General features: G+C 30.7%; 18 protein-coding genes, 1 tRNA gene and 1 pseudogene. 13 read left to right on the forward strand and 7 right to left on the reverse strand.

Annotation, left to right across the window (positions count from 1 at the left end; translation table 11 throughout):
* Positions 1-28 precede the first annotated feature (28 nt).
* The 4 genes from rpsB to polA all read right to left on the reverse strand — a co-directional run bounded on the left by rpsB (position 29) and on the right by polA (position 4,811).
* Complete coding sequence (gene rpsB, locus JEY78_RS01840) at positions 29-757, reverse strand: 30S ribosomal protein S2 (protein ID WP_291846305.1); 729 nt, start codon at positions 755-757, stop codon at positions 29-31.
* A gap of 175 nt (positions 758-932) precedes the next feature.
* Positions 933-1,319, reverse strand: coding sequence for a 30S ribosomal protein S9 (gene rpsI, locus JEY78_RS01845; protein ID WP_291846307.1), 387 nt, complete (start codon positions 1,317-1,319; stop codon positions 933-935).
* Positions 1,319-1,774 carry a 50S ribosomal protein L13 gene (gene rplM / locus JEY78_RS01850; protein ID WP_291846309.1) on the reverse strand — a complete coding sequence of 152 codons (456 nt, stop codon included), beginning with the start codon at positions 1,772-1,774 and terminating at the stop codon, positions 1,319-1,321. The genes rpsI and rplM overlap by 1 nt, the downstream gene beginning before the upstream one ends.
* Positions 1,775-1,979: 205 nt before the next feature.
* Positions 1,980-4,811 carry a DNA polymerase I gene (gene polA, locus JEY78_RS01855; protein ID WP_291846311.1) on the reverse strand — a complete coding sequence of 944 codons (2,832 nt, stop codon included), beginning with the start codon at positions 4,809-4,811 and terminating at the stop codon, positions 1,980-1,982.
* 125 nt (positions 4,812-4,936) lie between these two features.
* Between polA and JEY78_RS01860 the strand changes: the two genes are divergently transcribed.
* The 6 genes from JEY78_RS01860 to JEY78_RS01885 all read left to right on the forward strand — a co-directional run bounded on the left by JEY78_RS01860 (position 4,937) and on the right by JEY78_RS01885 (position 11,338).
* Positions 4,937-6,928 (forward strand): T9SS type A sorting domain-containing protein, encoded by a 1,992-nt coding sequence (locus tag JEY78_RS01860; protein WP_291846313.1) that lies wholly within the window; start codon positions 4,937-4,939, stop codon positions 6,926-6,928.
* A gap of 7 nt (positions 6,929-6,935) precedes the next feature.
* Complete coding sequence (locus JEY78_RS01865; protein ID WP_291846314.1) at positions 6,936-7,763, forward strand: hypothetical protein; 828 nt, start codon at positions 6,936-6,938, stop codon at positions 7,761-7,763.
* Positions 7,764-7,813: 50 nt separating this feature from the next.
* Positions 7,814-8,899 carry a hypothetical protein gene (locus JEY78_RS01870; protein ID WP_291846315.1) on the forward strand — a complete coding sequence of 362 codons (1,086 nt, stop codon included), beginning with the start codon at positions 7,814-7,816 and terminating at the stop codon, positions 8,897-8,899.
* Between the two features lie 346 nt (positions 8,900-9,245).
* On the forward strand, positions 9,246-9,629 hold the full coding sequence (locus JEY78_RS01875) for an HU family DNA-binding protein (RefSeq protein ID WP_291846316.1): 384 nt from the start codon (positions 9,246-9,248) through the stop codon (positions 9,627-9,629).
* A gap of 112 nt (positions 9,630-9,741) precedes the next feature.
* Complete coding sequence (locus tag JEY78_RS01880; protein WP_291846318.1) at positions 9,742-10,953, forward strand: metallophosphoesterase; 1,212 nt, start codon at positions 9,742-9,744, stop codon at positions 10,951-10,953.
* A gap of 85 nt (positions 10,954-11,038) precedes the next feature.
* A complete protein-coding gene (locus JEY78_RS01885; protein ID WP_291846320.1) occupies positions 11,039-11,338 on the forward strand; it encodes a co-chaperone YbbN in 300 nt (99 codons plus the stop codon).
* Positions 11,339-11,343: 5 nt separating this feature from the next.
* Here the strand turns inward: JEY78_RS01885 and JEY78_RS01890 are convergent, their stop codons facing one another.
* Both JEY78_RS01890 and JEY78_RS01895 read right to left on the reverse strand, forming a co-directional pair.
* Positions 11,344-11,973: a polysaccharide deacetylase family protein gene (locus tag JEY78_RS01890; protein ID WP_291846321.1), complete on the reverse strand. Its 630-nt coding sequence runs from the start codon at positions 11,971-11,973 to the stop codon at positions 11,344-11,346.
* Positions 11,973-15,059: a DUF2723 domain-containing protein gene (locus JEY78_RS01895; RefSeq protein WP_291846322.1), complete on the reverse strand. Its 3,087-nt coding sequence runs from the start codon at positions 15,057-15,059 to the stop codon at positions 11,973-11,975. The genes JEY78_RS01890 and JEY78_RS01895 overlap by 1 nt, the downstream gene beginning before the upstream one ends.
* Positions 15,060-15,231: 172 nt before the next feature.
* Here JEY78_RS01895 and JEY78_RS01900 point away from each other — a divergent pair.
* The 5 genes and pseudogenes from JEY78_RS01900 to JEY78_RS01920 all read left to right on the forward strand — a co-directional run.
* Positions 15,232-15,302, forward strand: a tRNA-Gln gene (locus JEY78_RS01900).
* Positions 15,303-15,399: 97 nt separating this feature from the next.
* Positions 15,400-16,338 carry a ribosome small subunit-dependent GTPase A gene (gene rsgA, locus JEY78_RS01905; protein ID WP_291846323.1) on the forward strand — a complete coding sequence of 313 codons (939 nt, stop codon included), beginning with the start codon at positions 15,400-15,402 and terminating at the stop codon, positions 16,336-16,338.
* A 5-nt stretch (positions 16,339-16,343) separates the two neighbouring features.
* Positions 16,344-16,796: a D-aminoacyl-tRNA deacylase gene (gene dtd, locus JEY78_RS01910; RefSeq protein ID WP_291846324.1), complete on the forward strand. Its 453-nt coding sequence runs from the start codon at positions 16,344-16,346 to the stop codon at positions 16,794-16,796.
* 119 nt (positions 16,797-16,915) lie between these two features.
* Positions 16,916-17,077: a hypothetical protein gene (locus JEY78_RS01915; protein WP_291846325.1), complete on the forward strand. Its 162-nt coding sequence runs from the start codon at positions 16,916-16,918 to the stop codon at positions 17,075-17,077.
* 33 nt (positions 17,078-17,110) lie between these two features.
* A pseudogene (locus JEY78_RS01920) lies at positions 17,111-17,557 on the forward strand (YceI family protein); the annotation flags it as partial.
* 154 nt (positions 17,558-17,711) lie between these two features.
* On the opposite strand, the gene JEY78_RS01925 reads toward JEY78_RS01920, so the two are convergent.
* On the reverse strand, positions 17,712-18,179 hold the full coding sequence (locus JEY78_RS01925; protein ID WP_291846327.1) for an Lrp/AsnC family transcriptional regulator: 468 nt from the start codon (positions 18,177-18,179) through the stop codon (positions 17,712-17,714).
* Between the two features lie 154 nt (positions 18,180-18,333).
* On the opposite strand from JEY78_RS01925, the gene JEY78_RS01930 reads away from it, so the two are divergent.
* Complete coding sequence (locus JEY78_RS01930) at positions 18,334-19,536, forward strand: aminotransferase class I/II-fold pyridoxal phosphate-dependent enzyme (protein WP_291846329.1); 1,203 nt, start codon at positions 18,334-18,336, stop codon at positions 19,534-19,536.
* A 114-nt stretch (positions 19,537-19,650) separates the two neighbouring features.
* Entirely contained in the window at positions 19,651-21,120 is a 1,470-nt protein-coding gene (nhaC, locus tag JEY78_RS01935; protein WP_291846331.1) for a Na+/H+ antiporter NhaC, read from the forward strand.

The following is a 21,120-nucleotide window of genomic DNA, read 5'->3' on the forward strand; positions in this document are numbered from 1 at the left end:
TGTTGAATTTAAATTCAACTATTATACATTAATTATCGTTATCGTCAGATTCTTTACTGTCTTTGTTAACTTTTCTATCAGCTAAACCTTCAGCAATTGCATCTGTAATATAACCTAATACTTTTGTAATAGATTTTGAAGCATCATCATTTGCAGGTACTACATAATCAATTCCTCTAGGGTCAGAGTTTGTATCAACCATTGCAAAAATTGGAATGCTTAAATTTTTAGCTTCAGCAACCGCAATGTGTTCTTTTTTAACATCAACAATAAAAATTGCTCCAGGTAAACGTGTCATATCTGAAATTGAACCTAAGTTTTTTTCTAGTTTTTCACGTTGACGGTTAATTTGTAATTTTTCTCTTTTAGAAAGTGCATCAAATGATCCATCTAATTTCATTCTGTCAATAGATGACATTTTTTTAACAGCTTTTCTAATAGTTACAAAGTTAGTTAACATACCACCTGGCCATCTTTCAGTGATGTAAGGCATGTTTACGCTTGCAGATTTTTCAGCAATAATTTCTTTTGCTTGTTTTTTTGTAGCTACAAAAAGGATTTTTCTTCCAGATGCTGCAATTTTCTTTAAGGCTTCAGCGGCTTCATCAATTTTTGCTGCAGTTTTGTATAAATCTATAATATGAACGCCGTTACGCTCTCCATATATATAAGGAGCCATGTTTGGATCCCATTTTCTTGTTAGGTGACCAAAGTGTACACCTGCGTCTAATAATTCTTGAACTTCTATGTTTGTCATTTGTATTTAGTTTACGTTCCGTTGAGAGTTAGCAATAGGGAAGTAGCGATAATCGATCTTCCCTATTTGGATGCTAAACTTTATATCAGTCATTGACTGAACAACGACAACTTTGTTTTTGTTTTTAATTTCAATGAACCACCAAATAAATTGGTGAAACCAATAAGTAAAACGATTAACGTTTCGAGAATTGGAATTTTTTTCTTGCTTTCTTTTGACCGAATTTTTTACGTTCAACCATTCTTGGGTCTCTTGTAAGTAATCCTTCTGGTTTCAAGATTGTTCTGTTTTCAGCATCTAAGAAAACTAACGCTCTAGATATTCCTAAACGAATTGCTTCAGCTTGACCTGTAATTCCACCTCCATAAACATTTACTTTAATATCAAAATTACTTGCATTATCAGTTAAGTTTAATGCTTGTAATACTTTATACTGTAAGTGTGATGTTGTAAAGTAGTCTTTATAATCTTTTTTGTTTACAGTAATGTTTCCAGTACCGTCTGAAAGATATACACGAGCAACAGCCGTTTTTCTTCTACCAATTTTGTGTATTGTATCCATTATTTAAGGTCGTTAAGGTTAATAACTTTAGGAGTTTGTGCTGCTTGGCTATGTTCTGCTCCTGCATAAACATATAAGTTTCTGTACAAAGCGCTACCTAATTTGTTTTTTGGTAACATCCCTTTTACTGCTTTTTCAACAAGACGTGTTGGGTCTTTTTGAAATAATTCAGTAGCTGTTAATGATCTTTGACCACCTGGATAACCTGTGTGACGAATGTAAGATTTGTCACTCCATTTTTTTCCAGTTAAATTGATTTTGTCCGCGTTGATTACTACTACATTGTCTCCACAGTCTACGTGAGGAGTGTAGTTAGTTTTGTATTTACCTCTAATTAGCATTGCTATTTTAGAAGCTAGACGACCCAACGTTTGGCCGTCTGCATCAACTAGAACCCACTCTTTAGTAGCGGTAACTTTGTTAGCTGACACTGTTTTGTAACTTAATGTATTCACAATTAAATTCTTTGTTATAGTTAAACATTTATTTTTCTCCCTAAAAAGGGAGTGCAAATGTACAAACTATTATTTAGATAACAAATAGTAATTTAATGTTAATTTTGGTTACTTTAAATTGACTAATAAAAAGGCTAAATTATTAATAGTCAAAACATCATGTGAACTAGTTGTTTTTAATAAAAGTATAATTTTAAAATTTATTTTAATGGGCCTGCAACCAATCGGTACCTTCACCTATTTCTACAGTTAAAGGAACTGACAATTTAAAGGCGTTTTCCATTTCAAATATAATTTTGGGTTTTAATAGTTCTAATTCGGTTTTATGCATATCAAAAACCAATTCATCATGTACTTGCAACAGCATTTTGGTTTTATAATTTCCTTCCTTAAGTAATTTATAAATATTAATCATTGCTATTTTAATAATATCGGCAGCACTTCCTTGAATTGGTGCATTTACTGCATTTCGCTCATCAGCGGAACGTACAATTGCATTTTGTGAATTAATATTTTTTAAATACCGTCTTCTTCCTGAAATAGTTTCAACATAGCCATTTTCTCTTGCAAATTCTATTTGATGGGCAATAAATTGATTTAATTTTGGAAATGTTTTGTAATAATTGTCGATTAATTCTTTGGCTTCAGCTCTTGATTTATTTAATTGTTGCGCTAATGTAAAAGCTCCTTGACCATAAATTATTCCAAAATTTACTGCTTTTGCATCGGATCTTTGTGCTCGAGTGACTTCATTTAAAGGAATTCCAAATACTTTTGCAGCCGTTGCGGCATGAATATCTTCACCATTTCTAAAAGATTCAATCATACTTTCATCACCACTTAGTGCGGCAATTATACGCAATTCAATTTGAGAATAATCGGCAGCAACTAACGTGAAATCACTGTTTTTTGCAACAAATGCTTTTCTAACTTGGCGACCTCTCTCGGTTCTAATTGGAATATTTTGAAGATTTGGATTGTTAGAACTTAATCTACCAGTTGCAGCAACTGCTTGACTATAAGTGGTGTGAATTCTTCCGGTTTGTTCGTTTATTTCATTGGGTAAAGCATCAACATAAGTGTTTTTTAATTTTACCAAACCTCTCCATTCTAAAATTTCTTCCACAATTTTATGTTTTGGCGCTAGTTTAGAAAGTATTTCTTCACCTGTTGCGTATTGCCCTGTTTTTGTTTTTTTAGGTTTTGCTAAAAGTTTTAAATGATCAAATAAAACGTCGCCTAATTGTTTTGGGGAAGCTAAATTAAATTCAATATTGGCTTCTGCATAAATAGTTTTTTCAAGTTTTATAATGTCGTTATTTAAATTTTCAGATAACGATTTTAAAAATGATGCGTCTAACTTAATGCCCTCTAATTCCATTTGAGCCAACACTTTGAGTAATGGAATTTCAATGTCATTATAAAGTTTGGTCAATTGATATTTTTCTAAATCTTGCTCAAAAATTTCTTTTAATTGAAAAGTAAAGTCAGCAAATTCTGTAATATATTCTGTTTGTTTTTCTAAATCAATTTGTTGAACAGTTAATTGGTCTTTTCCTTTTTTGCCAATAACCGATGCTATGGTTTTTGGTTTGTAATTTAAATAGGTTTCGGTTAAAACGCTCATATCGTGACGCATATCTGGGTTTATTAAATAATGCGCTAACATAACATCAAATAATTTTCCTTTTATTTGAATGTTGTATTTACTTAAAATTTTGATGTCGTATTTTATATCCTGACCAATTTTCTCTATAGATTCGTTTTCAAAAAAAGGTTTTAATTGATTAAGAATCTCTGTAGAATTTTCATTGTTTACTGCAATGTAGTATCCTTTAGCTTTTTCATAACTAAATGAAATTCCTATTAAATTTGCTTTAAAAGAATTAGTGGCATCTGTAGTTTCAAGATGGTAACTAACAGATGGTTGTTTTAATAAATTAGCAATTAGTAATTTTCTTGAAAGTGGAGAATTTACAAACTGATATAAGTGATTGTAATCTTCATTGGAATCATAACTTGCGTTTAATGATGTTTCAACAGAATGTTCTGGAGGTAATGAAAATAAATCAAATTGTTGCGTTGATGATGATGATGGTTTTGTTTCTTGTGTAGCAACTTCTTCTTTTTTTGGTGCTTCAATTTCGGGAGCTGCGTTATTAAATATTTTGTTAAAATTTTCAGCCAACCTTCTAAATTCTAATTCTTTAAAAATTTCCCCAACTTTTTCAAAATCGGGATGATTTAATTCAAAATCTTGTTCGTGAAATATTACAGGGCAATCTAACATAATGGTTGCTAGTTGTTTAGAGAGTAAGCCTAATTCTTTGTTTTCTTCTACTTTTTCTCTCATTTTTCCTTTTAGCTCGTGGGTATTTGCTAAAAGGTTTTCAATACTTCCATATTCTTTAATAAATTTTTTGGCTGTTTTTTCCCCAACCCCAGGAAATCCTGGAATATTATCTACAGCATCGCCCATCATACCTAAAAAGTCAATAACTTGCTCTGGCCTTTCTACTTCAAACTTTTTTTGAACTTCTGGAATTCCCCATATTTCAATGCCATTTCCCATTCTAGATGGTTTATACATAAAAATATTTTCAGAAACCAATTGCGCAAAATCCTTATCAGGAGTAACCATAAAAGTTTGATAACCTGCTTTTTCTGCCTGTTTTGCGAGTGTCCCAATTAAATCATCGGCTTCAAAACCTTCCTTTTCAATAATGGGAATGTGCATTGCTTCTAGTATTTTGTGTATAAAAGGAACAGCAATTTTTATGGCTTCAGGTGTTTCTTGTCGGTTAGACTTGTATTCAGGGAAAGCTTCATTTCTACTGTGTGAGCCTCCCTTATCAAAAGCTACAGCTAAATGATCGGGCTTCTCTCTGTTAATAACATCTAGTAAAGAATTAGTAAAGCCTAATATGGCTGAAGTATCCATTCCTTTGGAATTAATTCTAGGGTTTTTTATAAGTGCGTAATAGCCACGAAATATTAAAGCGTAGGCATCTAAAAGGAAAAGTCGTTTTTTATGCATGTGTTATATTAAAATAATGTTTTTAAAAATTAAAATACACCATTTGTTTTAAATATGACGTTTATCATATAAAAAAACAAACCATTTATGTAAATTTGACAGTATTAGCTTAATAATACAAAGTTATGAAACAAAAGGCTTTTATATTGGTTTGTTTGTTTTTTATTTGTGAAGCTAACCTTTATTCTCAAATTGTTAACGAAGGAACTCTTCAAATAAAACCATCTACTATTGTCTATTTTGGCGTGGAATATACAAATAAAAGTACGGCTACGCATACGAATGATGGTGATTTATATTTAAATAACAACTTTATTAATAACGGAACTACGGCTTCCATTTCTGGAACAACTTTTTTTACAAGCAGTACAAATACTGTTCAGTCAATTTCAGGTGTAACAAAAAATATTAATTTTTATAATTTAGAAGTAAATTTAAGTAGTGTTGGTAAACAGGGAGTTTCTGTTGAAGATAATTTTGGGTTATATGTTAAAAATCAAGTTAATTTAGTTTCGGGCGATTTACGATTGGTTGGTGAAGCGCAATTAGTTCAAGAAAATAATGTCTCTAATTCTGGAACGGGCAAATTATTAAAAGACCAACAAGGATTGGCTTCTGCATTTGGTTATAATCATTGGTCTTCGCCAGTAAATAATAGCGGGACTTATAAGTTATCTGAAATTTTATATGATGGAACTGATGCTGCAAAAAATCCTTTTACTCCTCAAAAAATAGGTTTTAATACAGGTTCTCCTTACAATGGAACGGTATCTGTTTTAAATAGTGGTGATGTGATAACTCCACTAAATATTAATGATAGATGGTTGTATAAATATACTAGAGGAGATGGCACTATTAATGGTTGGATTAAAATTACTAAAGATACACCATTAAATCCTGCTGAAGGATATATAATGAAGGGAACGGATGTGGCTGCAACTTTTGGTAATTTGCAGAATTATGTTTTTAAAGGTTTACCAAATAATGGAACCTATTCTTTTCCCATAACAACAGGGCAAAATACGTTATTTGGAAATCCATATCCTTCTGCTATTGATGCAACTAAGTTTATTGATGATAATGATGGTATTTTTGGTGAGATATATATTTGGGTAGACGGCGGATCTACATCGCACTATGTTAGAGAGTATGTAGGAGGTTATGCAATTAGAAATAAATTAACCGGTATTAAACCAACTACTTCATCAGCTATGAATGCAGGTTTAGGGTTGGCCGCTTCATATGATGCGCCAGGCCAATATATAGCGGTAGGACAAGGTTTTTGGGTGGATGCAGTTGCTGATGGCAATGTAGTTTTTCAAAACTCTCAAAGAGCATTTGTTACAGAAAATACAAGCGCTTCCAATTTTTATAAAAATAGTGCATCCAAAACAGCAGAAAAAATTACAACGGAAGATGATCGTAGTATTATATTTTTAAATTTTGAAAACCCAGAAGGATATATAAGACATCTTGCTTTAGGTTTTATACCAAATTGTAATGCTGATTTAGGTTTTAATTTGGGGTATGATTCTAAAATGTTTGATGCAAATGTTGATGAGCTTTTTTTTATCATTGAAAATGATATTACTAAAAAGTATGTCATTCAGGGAGTGGGAGCTTTTGATGCAAATTATGAGTTTCCTTTAGGTGTTTTAAAATCTAAAGACGGAAATTATACAATCGAAATAGATAGCCTTTATAATTTTGATCATAAAATATATTTAAAAGATAATTTATTAAATACTACACACAATTTAAAAGAAGGGAAGTTTGCTATTGATATTCCACCTGGAGAATATTTTGATAGATTTTCTTTAGTGTTTAAAGGTTTAAATGAAGAAGAGATAATTGGTGAAGAGGAACAAGAAAATTTAATTGATGAGAATATTATAGCATATTATGATAAAAATTATAGTGTAAATATTCAGAACAAAGGAGAAAAACATATTAAAAGTATTTCAATTTTTAATACTTTAGGTCAGCAAGTAATAAGTGTAAACAAAAATTTACTTTTAAAAAGTGAAATTAGTATTCCTTTTAATTTTCCTAAAGGAATGTATATTGTTAGAATAACATCAGAATTAGGAGTGAAAAGTGTAAAATTTTTAAATTAATTTAATTATGAAAAGATATATTTTTAATACAATTATTTTGGGTATGCTTTGCATAAGTGTATCATCATTTGCACAAGTTGGTATTGGGACAGCAACTCCAAATGCATCTTCTATGTTAGATATAACGTCTCTTGATAAAGGATTTTTGCCTCCAAGAATGGATACAGCAGCAAGAGATCTTATTGCAGCTCCTGCAGCGGGTTTATTAATTTACAATATCACAACTAATAAACTAAACTATTACAATGGTACTTCCTGGCAAGTGTTAGAAACTGGTGCTGGGAGTTATGTAGACTTAACAACCAACCAAACTATTGCAGGAAACAAAACATTTACTGGAACTATAACCGCATCAGGCCGACTAATGATTCCAATGGGGGAGATTAGTTATTTTAAAACAAATGGATATAATTTAACAATTCCAAATAAGGCATCTGGAGATTCTGGATTAGGGACTAATGACAATATGATTAAAATTGATCCTGGAACTGACAATACTAACTTTGTAAATGATATGTTTGGGACAGGTACAAATAGTCGCTTAACTTATACAGGAAGTGTTGGAAGGTATTTCCATATAGCATTGAGTTTTAGTTATTATCCAGAGACATTAAAAGATTCTTTTATATTTGGAGTTGCTAAAAATGATTTAGTTCAAGATACATCAAAATTATTTATAACAACCGGGGCATCTGGCGATTTTCAAAGTTCTGCAATGCATGTATTGTTATGGCTAGCTCCTAATGATTATATTGAATTTTATGTTGGAAATTTGACTACAGCAAATAAGTATATTAAAATCAAATCCTTTAATTTTGTAGCCATTGGTATGTAAGTAATGACTCTTTTTAAATAATAACATTATATAATAAAAAAAATTTAAAAATGAAAAAAGCAAATCTTAAAATATTTATTACAACCTTACATGTTATGTTTTTCATGTCATTTAGTGCTCAAGCTCAAGTAGGTATTGGAACTACAAGCCCAGATGCTTCCTCTATGTTAGATATACAGTCGCCAGATAATGATAAAGGGGTGTTAATTCCAAGAATGACAACAGCACAAAGAACGGCAATTACAACACTTGCAAACGGGTTGTTGGTTTTTGATACTACCACAAAAAGCTTTTGGTTTTATAATGGAACCGCAACTACTCCTGCATGGAAAGAATTAGTATCAGGTAGTTCAATTGTTGATGCTGATGGTGATACAAAAGTTGAAGTTGAAAAGGTTACTGATACCGACCCTAATGGCGATGAAATTAATTTTACAACGAGAAATGTTCAACGCATGAAAATTGATGCCAATGGTGTAATTATTATGGGCGATAGCACAGCATCTAATAAAAACTATACTAAAATCACTACCGATGGCTCTTTAAGCTATGTTGGAGAAGCAACACGTTGGGATGATTTAAAAGTACCTGTGAACTCTGTTAAAATAAAGAATATAACTGAAGGAGCTACATGGGAACAATTTATATCAGGATCAGGTCTTTCTCTATTGTTTTTTAAGGAACAAACCGATGCAAATAAAGTAAGTGATGTTGTTTTTACCGTACAAATGCCACATGCTTGGAAGCAAGGAACAGCTATATATCCGCATGTGCATTGGACAGTAGATGATGCAGTTGGTGATAAACGAGTTTCATGGGGCTTAGAATACGTATGGGTAAATGTTGGGCAGCAATTTAATACTTCACCTTCTATAGTTTATGGAAATGGCTTGGCTACTCCTAATGGGACTTTGATTGAGGCACGTGAACATGTTATTACACCCTTAACGAGTATTATTTCTACTACTAATGGACCCGCCGGAACACTATCTAGCATGTTAGTATGTAGACTCTTTAGAAACTCTTCTGTGAGTGCTGATGATACTTATACTGGAAGTGTTGGTTTATTAGAAATAGATTTTCATTATCAAATTGATAGTGATGGTAGTAATACAGAATACGGAAAGACTAATTAATTTTGTTCATAAAAACTTTAAAAAAAAGAATTAAGAACACTAAAAAAAATGTATCTTTATAATGGCTTACAACTAGCTTATTTATAGTTGCTTAGCTGACTTAAAAAAGTTGCTAATATTTATTATATAACTTTTTAGAAAAATTGTACAACTTTAGATTGTAAGTTGTACAATTTTTTTTGTTCATTTGTACAACTTTTGTTGCAACTAACAACCAATATCGCTCATTTAACAACCTAATAAAGTGCGTTTATAAAGCAATTAACTACTATTTATAGGTATGTAAAAAATAGTACTTTTGGTAGTGCCTAAAAACAGTTCATTAAAATTATAAAAAAATAGTGCTATGGCCTTAAATTATAGAATTACAAAAAGAAGAAACAATATAAAAGATTCAGATGAGCCCCAATACATAATGCAGGCAGTTAGTAAAGGAATTATAGATTTAGATAAAATTTGTTATGATATTAGCCAGCAATGTACCTTAACTGAAAGTGATGTGGTAGGGGTGGTAAAAGCCTTAGGTAATAAACTACAAGATAGTTTAGAGCAAGGCTATATTGTTGATATGGGTGATATAGGCCGATTTAAATTGGGGTTTAAAGGAACGGCTCAACCTGATCCAAAATTATTATCTAAACAAAGTATTCAAAAATTTATTTTAAACTACCAGCCTTCTAAACGCATGAAACTTTGGCTTAAAAAAAATGTAACAATACTGCAAGAGTAATTGGAATACTACAATGTAGCTTAAAATTTGCAATAAAAATAGATTTGTTAAAGTTAGCTTAATTTTTTCTACACTATTTTTACAATCATAAAATACAGTTAGTTTTGTTTTTATGATACGATGGATTCTTTTTATTGCCTTTGTGCTTTTTATTGATTTTTATGCTTTTCAAAGTGTAAAATCAGTTACTAAAAATAAGATTGTTTTAATAGTATATTGGTTATTTTCCATTGCTGTTTTGGTAAATGTTTTTTATCAACTGAATACTTTTAATACGTCAAAAGGATTGTCGCAATCCGTTATGTTTGCTTTTGGTTTATTGATACTTTCAATTACCCCAAAATTTTTAGCATTAATAGTGCTTTTTGGTGAAGATATTTTTAGAGTTTTTAAAGGTGTTTTCAATTATTTTACAAACGCTCATTCAACATCTTTTTTAGTTGAAAGACGAGATTTTGTGAGTAAAATTGCTTTGGGTTTAGCCGCTATTCCATTTGCATCAGTTTTATATGGAATGACAAGGGGAAAATACAATTATCAGGTAATCAATCACACACTTTTTTTTAATGATTTGCCCGCTGCTTTTGACGGTTTTAAAATTACTCATATTTCTGATATACACAGTGGAAGTTTTGATGATGCTGACAAAATTGCATACGGAATAGATTTAATAAATGAGCAAAATTCTGATGTAATTTTATTTACGGGAGATATTGTTAATAACACAGCTGATGAAATGACTCCTTGGATTTTTCACTTTCAAAAGTTAACTGCTAAAGATGGAAAATATTCAGTTTTAGGAAATCATGATTATGGTGAATATGTTCGTTTTGATACGCCACAAGAAAAAGAAGCAAATTTTCAAGCAATTAAAGATATTCACCCAAAAATAGGTTTCCATTTATTATTAAATGATAGTGTTTATTTAGAACGTGGAACAGATAAAATTGCTTTGGTTGGTGTAGAAAATTGGGGAACACGTTTTAAAAAAGCGGGAGATTTAGGTGTTGCATCAAAAAATATTGCTAAAAACGATTTTAAAATACTATTAAGCCACGATCCTTCTCATTGGGAAACAGAAGTCAAAAATCATATAAATAATTATCACTTAACTTTAAGTGGCCATACACACGGAATGCAATTTGGAATTGAAATTCCAGGCTTTAAATGGAGTCCAGTGCAATATATTTATAAGCAATGGGCAGGAATTTATAATGAAGGCGCTAAATTTATAAATGTAAATAGGGGATTTGGCTTTTTAGCTTTTCCTGGTAGAGTTGGTATTTGGCCTGAAATTACCGTAATAACCTTGAAAAAGAAGTAAATAGTGATAATTTAAATTAAAATGCTACATTTGTATATATACAGTGATATTTTTTTTAAAATTTTATTAAAGAGATAGTTTAATTATGGCAAAATTTGGAGAATTAATAAGTTCAGATATTCCTGTTTTAATCGATTTTTATGCAGAATGGGAAGAGGAAAATTCTGAAGACCTACAAGATGTTTTGCGAGATGTAGCTGCTGCATTAGGAGATAAAGCAAAAGTGATTAAAATTGATATTGATAAAAATGAAACTTTAGCAAACGCCTTAAGAATTAAAGGAAATCCTACTTTTATAATTTATAAAGATGGGGAAATGAAATGGCGTCAGTCAGGAACTCAAGATGCCAATACTTTAATTAATTTAGTGCAACAATACGTTTAATTTAATTACGCTGTAATCTTTTCAAATCTGTAATTTTTAGCAGTATAATAATCTAGAATTAGAGGCAATACGTATTGTAACTTTTTAGTTGCTTTTACGCTGTCATGAAAAATTAACACACTGCCATTTTCTGTGTTTTTAATTACATTTTCTAAACATTTTTTATTGGTAATTGAGTTGTCAAAATCAGCACTTAAAACATCCCACATTATTATTTTATACCCTAGTTTTCTTAATTTAAAACTCTGAGCTAAAGTTAATTTACCATAGGGAGGTCTAAATAATTTAGTGGCAGGTTTTATAGTTGTTTCCGCTTTTAAAATATTATCAATATATAAATTAAAACTTGTTTTTCGGCCATTTAAATGGTTGTGCGTATGGTTTCCTATGGAATGACCGTCATCAATTATTTTTTTAAATATTTCCGGATTTGCAACTACATTTTTACCAATACAAAAAAAAGTAGCTTTTGCTTGGTATTTTTTTAATTCTTGAAGGGTCCACTCTGTAATTTCTGGAGTAGGACCATCATCAAAAGTTAAATAAATTACTTTTTCTTTTTTTGAAAAACTCCATACCCAATTATTAAAAATTAGTTTCAGTAAGTACGGAGTTTTTACAAAATATTTTTTCATTATTCTTTTTCAATTAAAAAGTCAAAAAGCTTTAAATACGTTACGTATTCGTCTCTTAATGCAGTTGCATAGTCTTCATCATCAAACTGAATTGCAGTTTTTACAATTTGGTCGTACATTAATAAACTTCTTTCAATTTCATTGAACATACTTTCAACATTTGTTTCGTCATATTGACTGTAGTACGTTAAATTTTCTTGTAGCACAGTTTTTAATTCTGATGCTAATTTTCTGGCTTTTTCTTTTTTATTTAGTGTATAATAAATATCTAAATAAGAAATTAGCATACTATAATGACCAAATTTGTTTACGGGCATTTTTTCTAAAGAAATATCTGCAATCTCTTCGGCTTTGTCCAGTTTATTTTCATTAATTAACGCTTTTGCCAAACGTTCCATGTTATTTCTGTAGGTTACTGAATTTTTACGTGTTTCAGGATCTAAATAAATGTTATCATCGGTAATATTTCTCCAATCCCAATTTTTAACATTTTTATACATCTTATCTGTATTTATTCTACCCATTTCAAAGAAATTACCTTCATCAGGTGTTAAAATTGGAACCAATTTATAGGTCATCCCGTCTAATTGTAAATAGTCTTTCAGCCAAATATATTCTTCATCAGCTTGCGCTCCTCCAGTAAAATAGATTGGTTTTTCCCAATTGTTATTGGCTAAAATATCTAACATTAAAATTCTGTTTTTTGATAGTGCTCCTTTAAATTGAATATCAATATAAGGAACAATTAAATGCGCGTCTTCTGGAGCAACAAGCCCGGTTTTAAGTACATTTTCTATATTAACAGGAATTCTAATTTTATTTGTAGGCAAAACTTTTTCTGGAATTCCATCTTCATCAAGGTCATATTCAGTAATCTTTTGATCACTCTCAATCCATTTCATAAAATAATCAATAGTTACTGTTGAGTCTTTTAATTGCGGGAATATTTCTTCAAAATAATAAGCGACGTCTAAAGTTCCCCATTTGTATTTATCGTGTGTTAATTGCGATGGAATTGGGTCTGCTTTATAGGTTTTTCGCTTCATTTGGTCTATATACCAATCGGTTTGAAATAAGCTAGTGTTTATAAGCTTAATATCAGTTCTATAGTTTTCAACCTCTTGCATGTACCAAAGTGGAAATGTGTCGTTATCACCAATAGTAAATAAAATAGCATTTTCATCGCAAGAATCTAAATATGCTTTTGCGTTTAAATGTGATGTATACCTGTTAGATCTGTCGTGGTCATCCCAGTTTTCAGAAGCCATTATGGTTGGAACTGCTAAAAGAGCCACAACTGATACTGCTATGGCAACCGTATTTTTATTGGCATATTTTTTTAAATATTCATACAATGCTAATACTCCAAAGCCAACCCAAATTGCAAAAATATAAAAGGAGCCAACAACGGCATAATCTCTTTCACGAGGCTCAAAAGGTTTAGGGTTGGTGTAAAAAATAATAGCCAAGCCTGTAAAAGCAAAAAATAGGAGTAGCGTATAAAAATTATTTTTATCTTTTTTAAGTTGATAAAATACACCAATAAGTCCTAAAATTAGCGGGAAAAAATAATAGGTGTTTCGTCCTTTATTATTCTTTACATCTGATGGTAAATTGGTTTGAGGCCCTAATCGCCATTCATCAATAAATTTAATACCACTTAACCAATTTCCATTTTGTAAATCTAATTGCCCTTGTTCATCATTTTGTCTTCCAACAAAATTCCACATAAAATAGCGGCCATACATATACCCAAATTGAAAATCAATCATATATTTAATGTTTTCAATAAATGTAGGTCGTCTTTTACTACTTTGTGGAATGCCTGCAATAGCCTTGTAGTTTTTAATAACAGAGGCATCTGTACTTACCATACGAGGCATAAAACCTTTGTGCTTACTGCTCCAGTTTGGTAAAGCATCTTTATAATTGTTTACAATTACATATTGACCCAATTTTTCATCCTTTTCATATTTAGGCTTGTCATCTCTGGTTGGATTGCTTTTATCTGCTTCTCTATCATATACCAAAGAATAATATGTGTCATAAAAAACATTAGCGTCTCCATATTGCTCTCTATCATAATATGCTAATAGTTCTCTTGCGCTTGAAGGGTTATTTTCATTAATAGTAGTATTTGCATTTGCTCTAATAGGTAACATCATCCATGATGAGAAACCAATCATAATAAATAATACGGAAAGAATTAAAGTGTTAGCTCCAATTAAGTTTTTTTTGTGAGTATAATTAATTCCTACATAAAATAAAATGACCACAATAATACTGGCAATAATACTACCAGAGTTAAAAGGTAATCCTATAGAATTTACAAAAAACAGCTCTAAAGCACTAAAATATTTTAAAGTATAGGGAAAGAGTAATTTAAAAACAAAGAATAGAACGAATATTGAAACTACGTTAGCAATTATAAATTGTTTGAAATTAATGATGTCATATTTTTTAAAAATATATAAAAATACAATAGATGGAATTACTAATAATGATAATATATGAACACCAAAAGATAAACCAACAACAAAACTTATTAATAATAACCATTTATTTCCTTGTGGCTTGTCCATTTCAGATTCCCAGCGCAAGCCAAGCCAAAATAATAGGGCCATTAAAAAAGAAGACATAGCATAAACTTCCCCTTCAACTGCACTAAACCAAAAACTATCTGAAAAAGTATAGGTTAAAGCACCAACCATTCCACTTCCTAAAATAGCAATTGAAGTGGAACTACTTAATTCATTGGCATTTTTCACCATTTTTTTAGCTAAACCTGTAATAGTCCAAAACATAAACAAAATAGTAAAAGCACTTGCTAAGGCAGACATAAAGTTCACCATTTTAGCAATTTCAGTAACATCTGTGCTAAACAGTGCAAAAAATGCTCCTAACATTTGAAAAAGAGGAGCTCCCGGCGGATGCCCAACTTCTAATTTTACGGCAGTTGAAATATACTCACCGCAATCCCAATAGCTTACAGTTGGCTCTAAAGTTAAAGCATACGTTAAAAGGGCAATTGAAAAGGTTAACCAACCAATACTATTATTCCATTTTGTGAAATTGAAGGACTTCATATAAAATTTTTTAATCGTGGCGAAATTAATAAAATTAAACTTAAATATTGACTCTTAGAACGGTAAGAAGCGTTAATAAAGTATTAAAGATGGTTTATTGATAAAAAAAATAAAAAAATAGTTAAAAATATTTGTTGATTTAAAACTTTACCTTAAATTTGCACCCGCAAAATGATCCATGGTGTAATGGTAGCACTCCGGTTTTTGGTATCGTCAGTCAAGGTTCGAGTCCTTGTGGATCAACAAAAAAGCTTCAATTTATATTGAAGCTTTTTTTGTTTTCATAGTTTCTGTTGTAAATTCATAATCTTATAGAACTTTTTAAATTATATTTGTGCTAATGGAAGGAATTGTAACAAAATCTACTGGCAGCTGGTACACCGTTTACACAAAAACAGGTGAAAAAATGGAATGCAGGCTAAAAGGAAAATTCAGAATGAAAGGAATAAAAAGCACAAATCCAGTGACCGTTGGAGATCGTGTACGTTTTGAATTAGAAGACTCTAAAATTACAGGTGTTATAAATGAAATTTTTGAAAGAAAAAATTATATCATTCGTAAATCAGTGAATCTTTCAAAACAAACACACATTATTGCCTCAAACATAGATATTGCCTTTTTATTGGTTACAATAGATAGTCCACCAACCTTTGCGGGTTTTATAGATCGTTTTTTAGCAACTGCTGAAGCATATAATATTCCTGCTGTATTGCTTTTTAATAAGCTAGATTCCTACGATGATGATCAGTTGGATAAATTGGCAACATTTGATGCTATTTATACTGAAATTGGGTATAAATGTATTGCGATTTCTGCCACAAAAAAAATTGGTATTGATGAGGTAAAGGAATTAATGCAAGGAAAAACAACGATGTTTTCAGGGCATTCAGGCGTTGGAAAATCTACGTTAGTGAATGCCGTTGAGCCTTCTTTAAATTTAAAAACTGCTGAAATTTCTAAACAACACAAACAAGGGCAGCACACTACAACTTTTGCTGAAATGTTTGAACTTAGTTTTGGAGGTTTTATAATTGATACTCCAGGAATTAAAGGTTTTGGTGTGGTAGATTTTCAACCAGAACAAATTACAGATTATTTTCCTGAGTTTTTTAAACTAAAATCTAAATGTAAATTCAATAATTGTTTACATATCAACGAACCAAAATGCGCCATAAAAGATGCTGTGGAAAGTGGCGATATTGCTGCTTCTCGCTACAATAGTTATGTGCAAATGGTGGAAGGTGATGAAGAGCATTATAGAACAGATATTTATAGTTAATTTTTATGAAAACCGTTATTCAAAGAGTATCATCAGCTTCCGTTACAATTAACGAAAAAATGGTGAGTGAAATTAATACGGGTCTGTTAATTTTAGTGGGAATTGAACATGAAGATTCCCAAGAAGATATTGATTGGCTCACTAAAAAAATTGTAAATCTGCGTATTTTTAATGATGAAAACGATGTGATGAATACATCTCTCATAGACATCAATGGTGATGCCATTGTGGTAAGTCAATTTACATTACACGCAAGCACAAAAAAAGGAAACAGACCATCATATATTAAAGCTGCAAAGCCAGAAATTGCTATTCCATTATACGAAAAATTTGTTATATCCTTAGAGCAACAACTGAATAAAAAAGTTGGAACAGGTGTATTTGGTGCGGACATGAAAGTTTCTCTACTCAACGACGGACCCGTAACTATTATAATTGATTCTAAATTACGGGAGTAATTAAGCTGAAATCAATCTGTTAAACAGTTAAAAAATTATTAAAACCTATAAAATTTTATTGGTTTTTATAAAATTAACTTATTATTGTAATTAATACTAAATTAATTAAAAACTAAAAAATGAAAAAAATTTTAATTTTTGCACTTATGGTGAGTGTAACTTTTATTTCTTGTAAAAACGAAAAAGGAAAAGAACCAACAGAACCTGTTTCTACTAATAAAGTTGAAACTGTTGTAGATGGAACTTATACTGCAAATACAGAAAGTTCAATTTTAAACTGAAAAGGATTTAAACCAACTGGAACTCATAACGGTACAGTTACTATTAAAGAAGGAAACTTAATAGTTGCAAACGGTAAATTAACAGCAGGTAATTTTACTTTTGATATGAATTCCATTGTAGTATTGGATATTCCAGCGGATGATGAATACAATGCAAAATTAGTAGGTCATTTAAAAAATGGTGACTTTTTTGATGTAGAAAACAATCCAACAGCTACCTTTCAAATTAAGGAGGTTGTAAATGGAGACACTACTTTAGTGAAAGGCGATTTAACTATAAAAGGAATAACAAAAACTATAGAATTCCTAGTAACTTTAGTACAAACGGAAACAGGAATTGAACTTATAGGAGACGCTTTTAAAATTGATAGAACTGAATATAATATTCAGTATAAATCTCAAAAGTTTTTTGATGATTTAAAAGATAAATTTATTGACGATGCCTTTGAAATTTCATTTAAAGTAAGTGCAACTAAGTAGTTGTTTCAAATAATATTAAAAAGGCTGTTCTAAAAATCTAGGAAGTCGTCTTGCTGAACTTGATTCAGCATCTCATTGTACTGATATAAAATCTTGATGAGAACCTGAAATAAATTCAGGTTGACGGAAATTTAGTTTCTAAAACAGCCTTTTTTCATGAAATAACATTTAAGGTGGAATGATCTTTTACAGCACTCATTACAAAATTACTCTGCACATTTGCCACAGATTCTAACACAGAAAGCTTATTCTTCAAAAAAAGTTGATACGATTTTATATTTGGTGTTATAATTTTTAATAAATAATCAAAATTTCCTGCCACGTGGTAACATCCCAAAACTTCGGGCATTTTATTAACCGCATTTTCAAATTGTGTAATTAATGTTTTAGAATGCACTTGCAATGTAACTTGACAAAAAACGGTTAATTCAAGACCTAATTTTTGTTTATCTAGTTCGGCAATATATCTTTTTATAATTCCTTTTTTTTCAAGTCTTTTAATTCTATCATACGTTGGTGTTGCTGTAAGTCCAACTTTTAATGCAATTTCTTTAATATTTATTTTAGAATTTTCTTGAAGCAACATTAAAATCTGTTGGTCAATAGGGTCAATAGCAGTCATACTAAAATTTTTTGCTAAAAATAAAAAAATAAACGAAACAAAACAGTAATAAAAACTATTAATGAAAATTAAATAAGATAAAATAACTGTTTTATAAATATTTACACATTAAATGAATGGATATTTAGTAGTTTTATAACAAAAATTAAACATTATGAGTAATAAGCCAGCAAACAATATTCAAGATTTACAATATTTTGGTGAATTTGGAGGTGTAAACCCTTCAATATCAGATTCTGCGACCTACACTTTTTTACATGCAAAAACAATGTTAGATACATTTGAAGGTCATGCGGAAGGTTGTTATTTATATTCTCGCCATACAAGTCCGAGTAATTTATACTTAAGCAAAGCTTTGGCAGCAATGGAATGCACAGAAACAGCAAATGTAGCTGCATCTGGAATGGGAGCAATTACATCGGTATTATTACAAGTTTGTGGTGCTGGAGATCATATTGTTTCGGCAAGAACAATTTATGGAGGAACCTATGCTTTTTTGAAGAACTTTGCTCCAAAATTAAATATATCTACTTCGTTTGTTGATATTACTTCATTAGAAAAAGTGGAGGCAGCAATAACTCCTTCAACAAAAATGATTTATTGCGAAGCCATTAGTAATCCATTATTAGAAATTGCTAATTTACCGGAATTATCTAAAATTGCTAAAAAGCATAATATATTATTAGTGGTTGATAATACGTTTTCTCCATTGTTAATTTCTCCTCAAAAATTAGGAACAGATGTTACTATTCACAGTTTAACTAAATTTATAAACGGAACAAATGATACTGTTGGAGGCGTAGTTTGTGGAACGCAAAAATTTATTGATAGTTTAAGAAGTGTAAACGATGGAGCTGCCATGTTGTTAGGGCCAGTTATGGATAGTTTACGGGCTTCAAGTATTCTAAAAAACTTAAGGACGTTGCATATTAGAATGAAAAAGCACAGCGAAAACGCACAATATTTAGCTGAAAAATTTGAATTGGATGGATTGAAAGTTGTATATCCAGGTTTAAAAAGTCATAAAGATCACGAATTGTTTAAAAGCATGTATAATGAAGAATATGGTTTTGGCGGAATGATGACTATTGATGTTGGAAATTTGGACAAAGCAAATGAATTAATGGAGTTAATGCAGCATGAAAATTTAGGCTATTTAGCTGTAAGTCTTGGGTTTTACAAAACTTTATTCAGTGCTCCAGGCACAAGTACTTCATCAGAAATTCCTTTAGAAGAACAAAAACAAATGGGTTTATCTAATGGAATTATAAGATTTTCAATTGGATTAGATAATGATATTGAAAGGACATATAGAGCAATGAGACGCTGCATGACAAAAGTGGGCGTTTTAAAATAGTACCGTTTTATTTTATTGATTTTTATTATAAAACCTCACTCAATTCTAGAGTGGGGTTTTCTATTTGCACAAACTTGCATTTTTGCGTATCATTACATTTCCAAAATTTAAAGAATGCAAGACAACAAAAACCTTTCTGAAATTAAGATAGAAGATCAAAAAATTATTCAAAATAAAGAGTTGAATATTTTAGAGGCTTTAATTCCTGTAGTTATTTTAATGATGCTTTTGGCATATAATATTTTTTATGCAGGAGGGGAATGGTTGGGTGAATATTCCAATCAATTTATTTTGTTAATGGGAGGCGTAGTAGCTTCTATTGTTGGCTTTTTTAATAAGGTAAATATAAAAACAATGTTATTGGAAGTTTGGGAAAACTTAAAAAGTGTTTTTATTCCTATTATGATTTTGTTTTTGGTGGGTGCTTTAGCAGGAACTTGGCTAATAAGTGGTATTATACCAGCCATGGTTTATTATGGATTACAAGTGTTAAGTCCATCAATATTTTTACCTGCTTCAGTAGTTATTGCAGCTATTATTTCGGTAGCAACAGGTAGCTCTTGGACAACTTCGGCAACTGTTGGTATTGCGTTGGTTGGAATTGGAACGGCTTTAGGAATTCCTTCAGGAATGATTGCAGGTGCGGTTATTTCAGGCGCCTATTTTGGTGATAAAATGTCTCCATTAAGCGATACTACAAATTTAGCTCCAGCCATGGCAGGAACTGATATTTTTACGCATATAAGGTATATGACACTTACCACTGTTCCAACAATTTTAATCACTATTTTGGTATTTACAATTATAAGTTTAAATATAGAAACTACTGGAAGTGCAGATGTAAGTGGTTTGTTACATACAATTAATGAAACATTTCATATTTCAATTTATTTATTTATTGTTCCATTGGTTGTAATTGTACTTATTTTATTAAAAACAAAGCCGCTAATTGCGCTCGGAATTGGTGTTGTTTTGGCAGGAATTTTTGCAGTTATTTTTCAAGGAGATATACTAGATATGTTACCGGGAACAAATAGTTATAAAACGGTAATAAATTCCATTTTTTTTGATACCCATATTGCAACAGATAACGATAAGCTAAATGAATTATTTAGTGCAGGAGGTATGAAAGGAATGTTATGGACAATTTATTTAATTATTTGCGCTATGTTTTTTGGTGGAATTATGGATGCCATTGGTGCTCTTGCTAGAATTACGAATGGATTATTAAAAATAGCGACTTCCATTTTTGGATTATTTGCAAGTACAGTTATAAGTTGTATTGGTTTAAATGCCATTGCTTCAGACCAATATTTAGCCATAGTAATCCCTGGAAAAATGTTTAAAAAAGCATTTCATGATAAAGGGTTAGCGCCAGAAAATTTAAGTAGAAGTTTAGAAGATTCTGGGACAGTTACGTCAGTATTAATACCATGGAATACATGTGGAGCTTATCAATCTGGAGTTTTAGGTGTTGGCGTTCACGAATATTTTATATATGCAATTTTTAACTGGCTAAGTCCAATTATGACCTTAACTTTTGCTGCATTTAGTATTAAAATAAAGCAATTAGTAAAAAAGTAA

It is taken from the genome of Lutibacter sp., from assembly GCF_016342705.1.
Lineage (GTDB): Bacteria > Bacteroidota > Bacteroidia > Flavobacteriales > Flavobacteriaceae > Lutibacter.

Coding starts and splice junctions, on each gene's coding strand:
- rpsB (WP_291846305.1), bottom strand. CDS start 757: ATGACAAACATAGAAGTTCAAGAATTATTAGACGCAGGTGTACACTTT.
- rpsI (WP_291846307.1), bottom strand. CDS start 1,319: ATGGATACAATACACAAAATTGGTAGAAGAAAAACGGCTGTTGCTCGT.
- polA (WP_291846311.1), bottom strand. CDS start 4,811: ATGCATAAAAAACGACTTTTCCTTTTAGATGCCTACGCTTTAATATTT.
- JEY78_RS01860 (WP_291846313.1), top strand. CDS start 4,937: ATGAAACAAAAGGCTTTTATATTGGTTTGTTTGTTTTTTATTTGTGAA.
- JEY78_RS01865 (WP_291846314.1), top strand. CDS start 6,936: ATGAAAAGATATATTTTTAATACAATTATTTTGGGTATGCTTTGCATA.
- JEY78_RS01870 (WP_291846315.1), top strand. CDS start 7,814: ATGAAAAAAGCAAATCTTAAAATATTTATTACAACCTTACATGTTATG.
- JEY78_RS01875 (WP_291846316.1), top strand. CDS start 9,246: ATGGCCTTAAATTATAGAATTACAAAAAGAAGAAACAATATAAAAGAT.
- JEY78_RS01880 (WP_291846318.1), top strand. CDS start 9,742: ATGATACGATGGATTCTTTTTATTGCCTTTGTGCTTTTTATTGATTTT.
- JEY78_RS01885 (WP_291846320.1), top strand. CDS start 11,039: ATGGCAAAATTTGGAGAATTAATAAGTTCAGATATTCCTGTTTTAATC.
- JEY78_RS01890 (WP_291846321.1), bottom strand. CDS start 11,973: ATGAAAAAATATTTTGTAAAAACTCCGTACTTACTGAAACTAATTTTT.
- JEY78_RS01895 (WP_291846322.1), bottom strand. CDS start 15,059: ATGAAGTCCTTCAATTTCACAAAATGGAATAATAGTATTGGTTGGTTA.
- rsgA (WP_291846323.1), top strand. CDS start 15,400: ATGGAAGGAATTGTAACAAAATCTACTGGCAGCTGGTACACCGTTTAC.
- dtd (WP_291846324.1), top strand. CDS start 16,344: ATGAAAACCGTTATTCAAAGAGTATCATCAGCTTCCGTTACAATTAAC.
- JEY78_RS01915 (WP_291846325.1), top strand. CDS start 16,916: ATGAAAAAAATTTTAATTTTTGCACTTATGGTGAGTGTAACTTTTATT.
- JEY78_RS01925 (WP_291846327.1), bottom strand. CDS start 18,179: ATGACTGCTATTGACCCTATTGACCAACAGATTTTAATGTTGCTTCAA.
- JEY78_RS01930 (WP_291846329.1), top strand. CDS start 18,334: ATGAGTAATAAGCCAGCAAACAATATTCAAGATTTACAATATTTTGGT.
- nhaC (WP_291846331.1), top strand. CDS start 19,651: ATGCAAGACAACAAAAACCTTTCTGAAATTAAGATAGAAGATCAAAAA.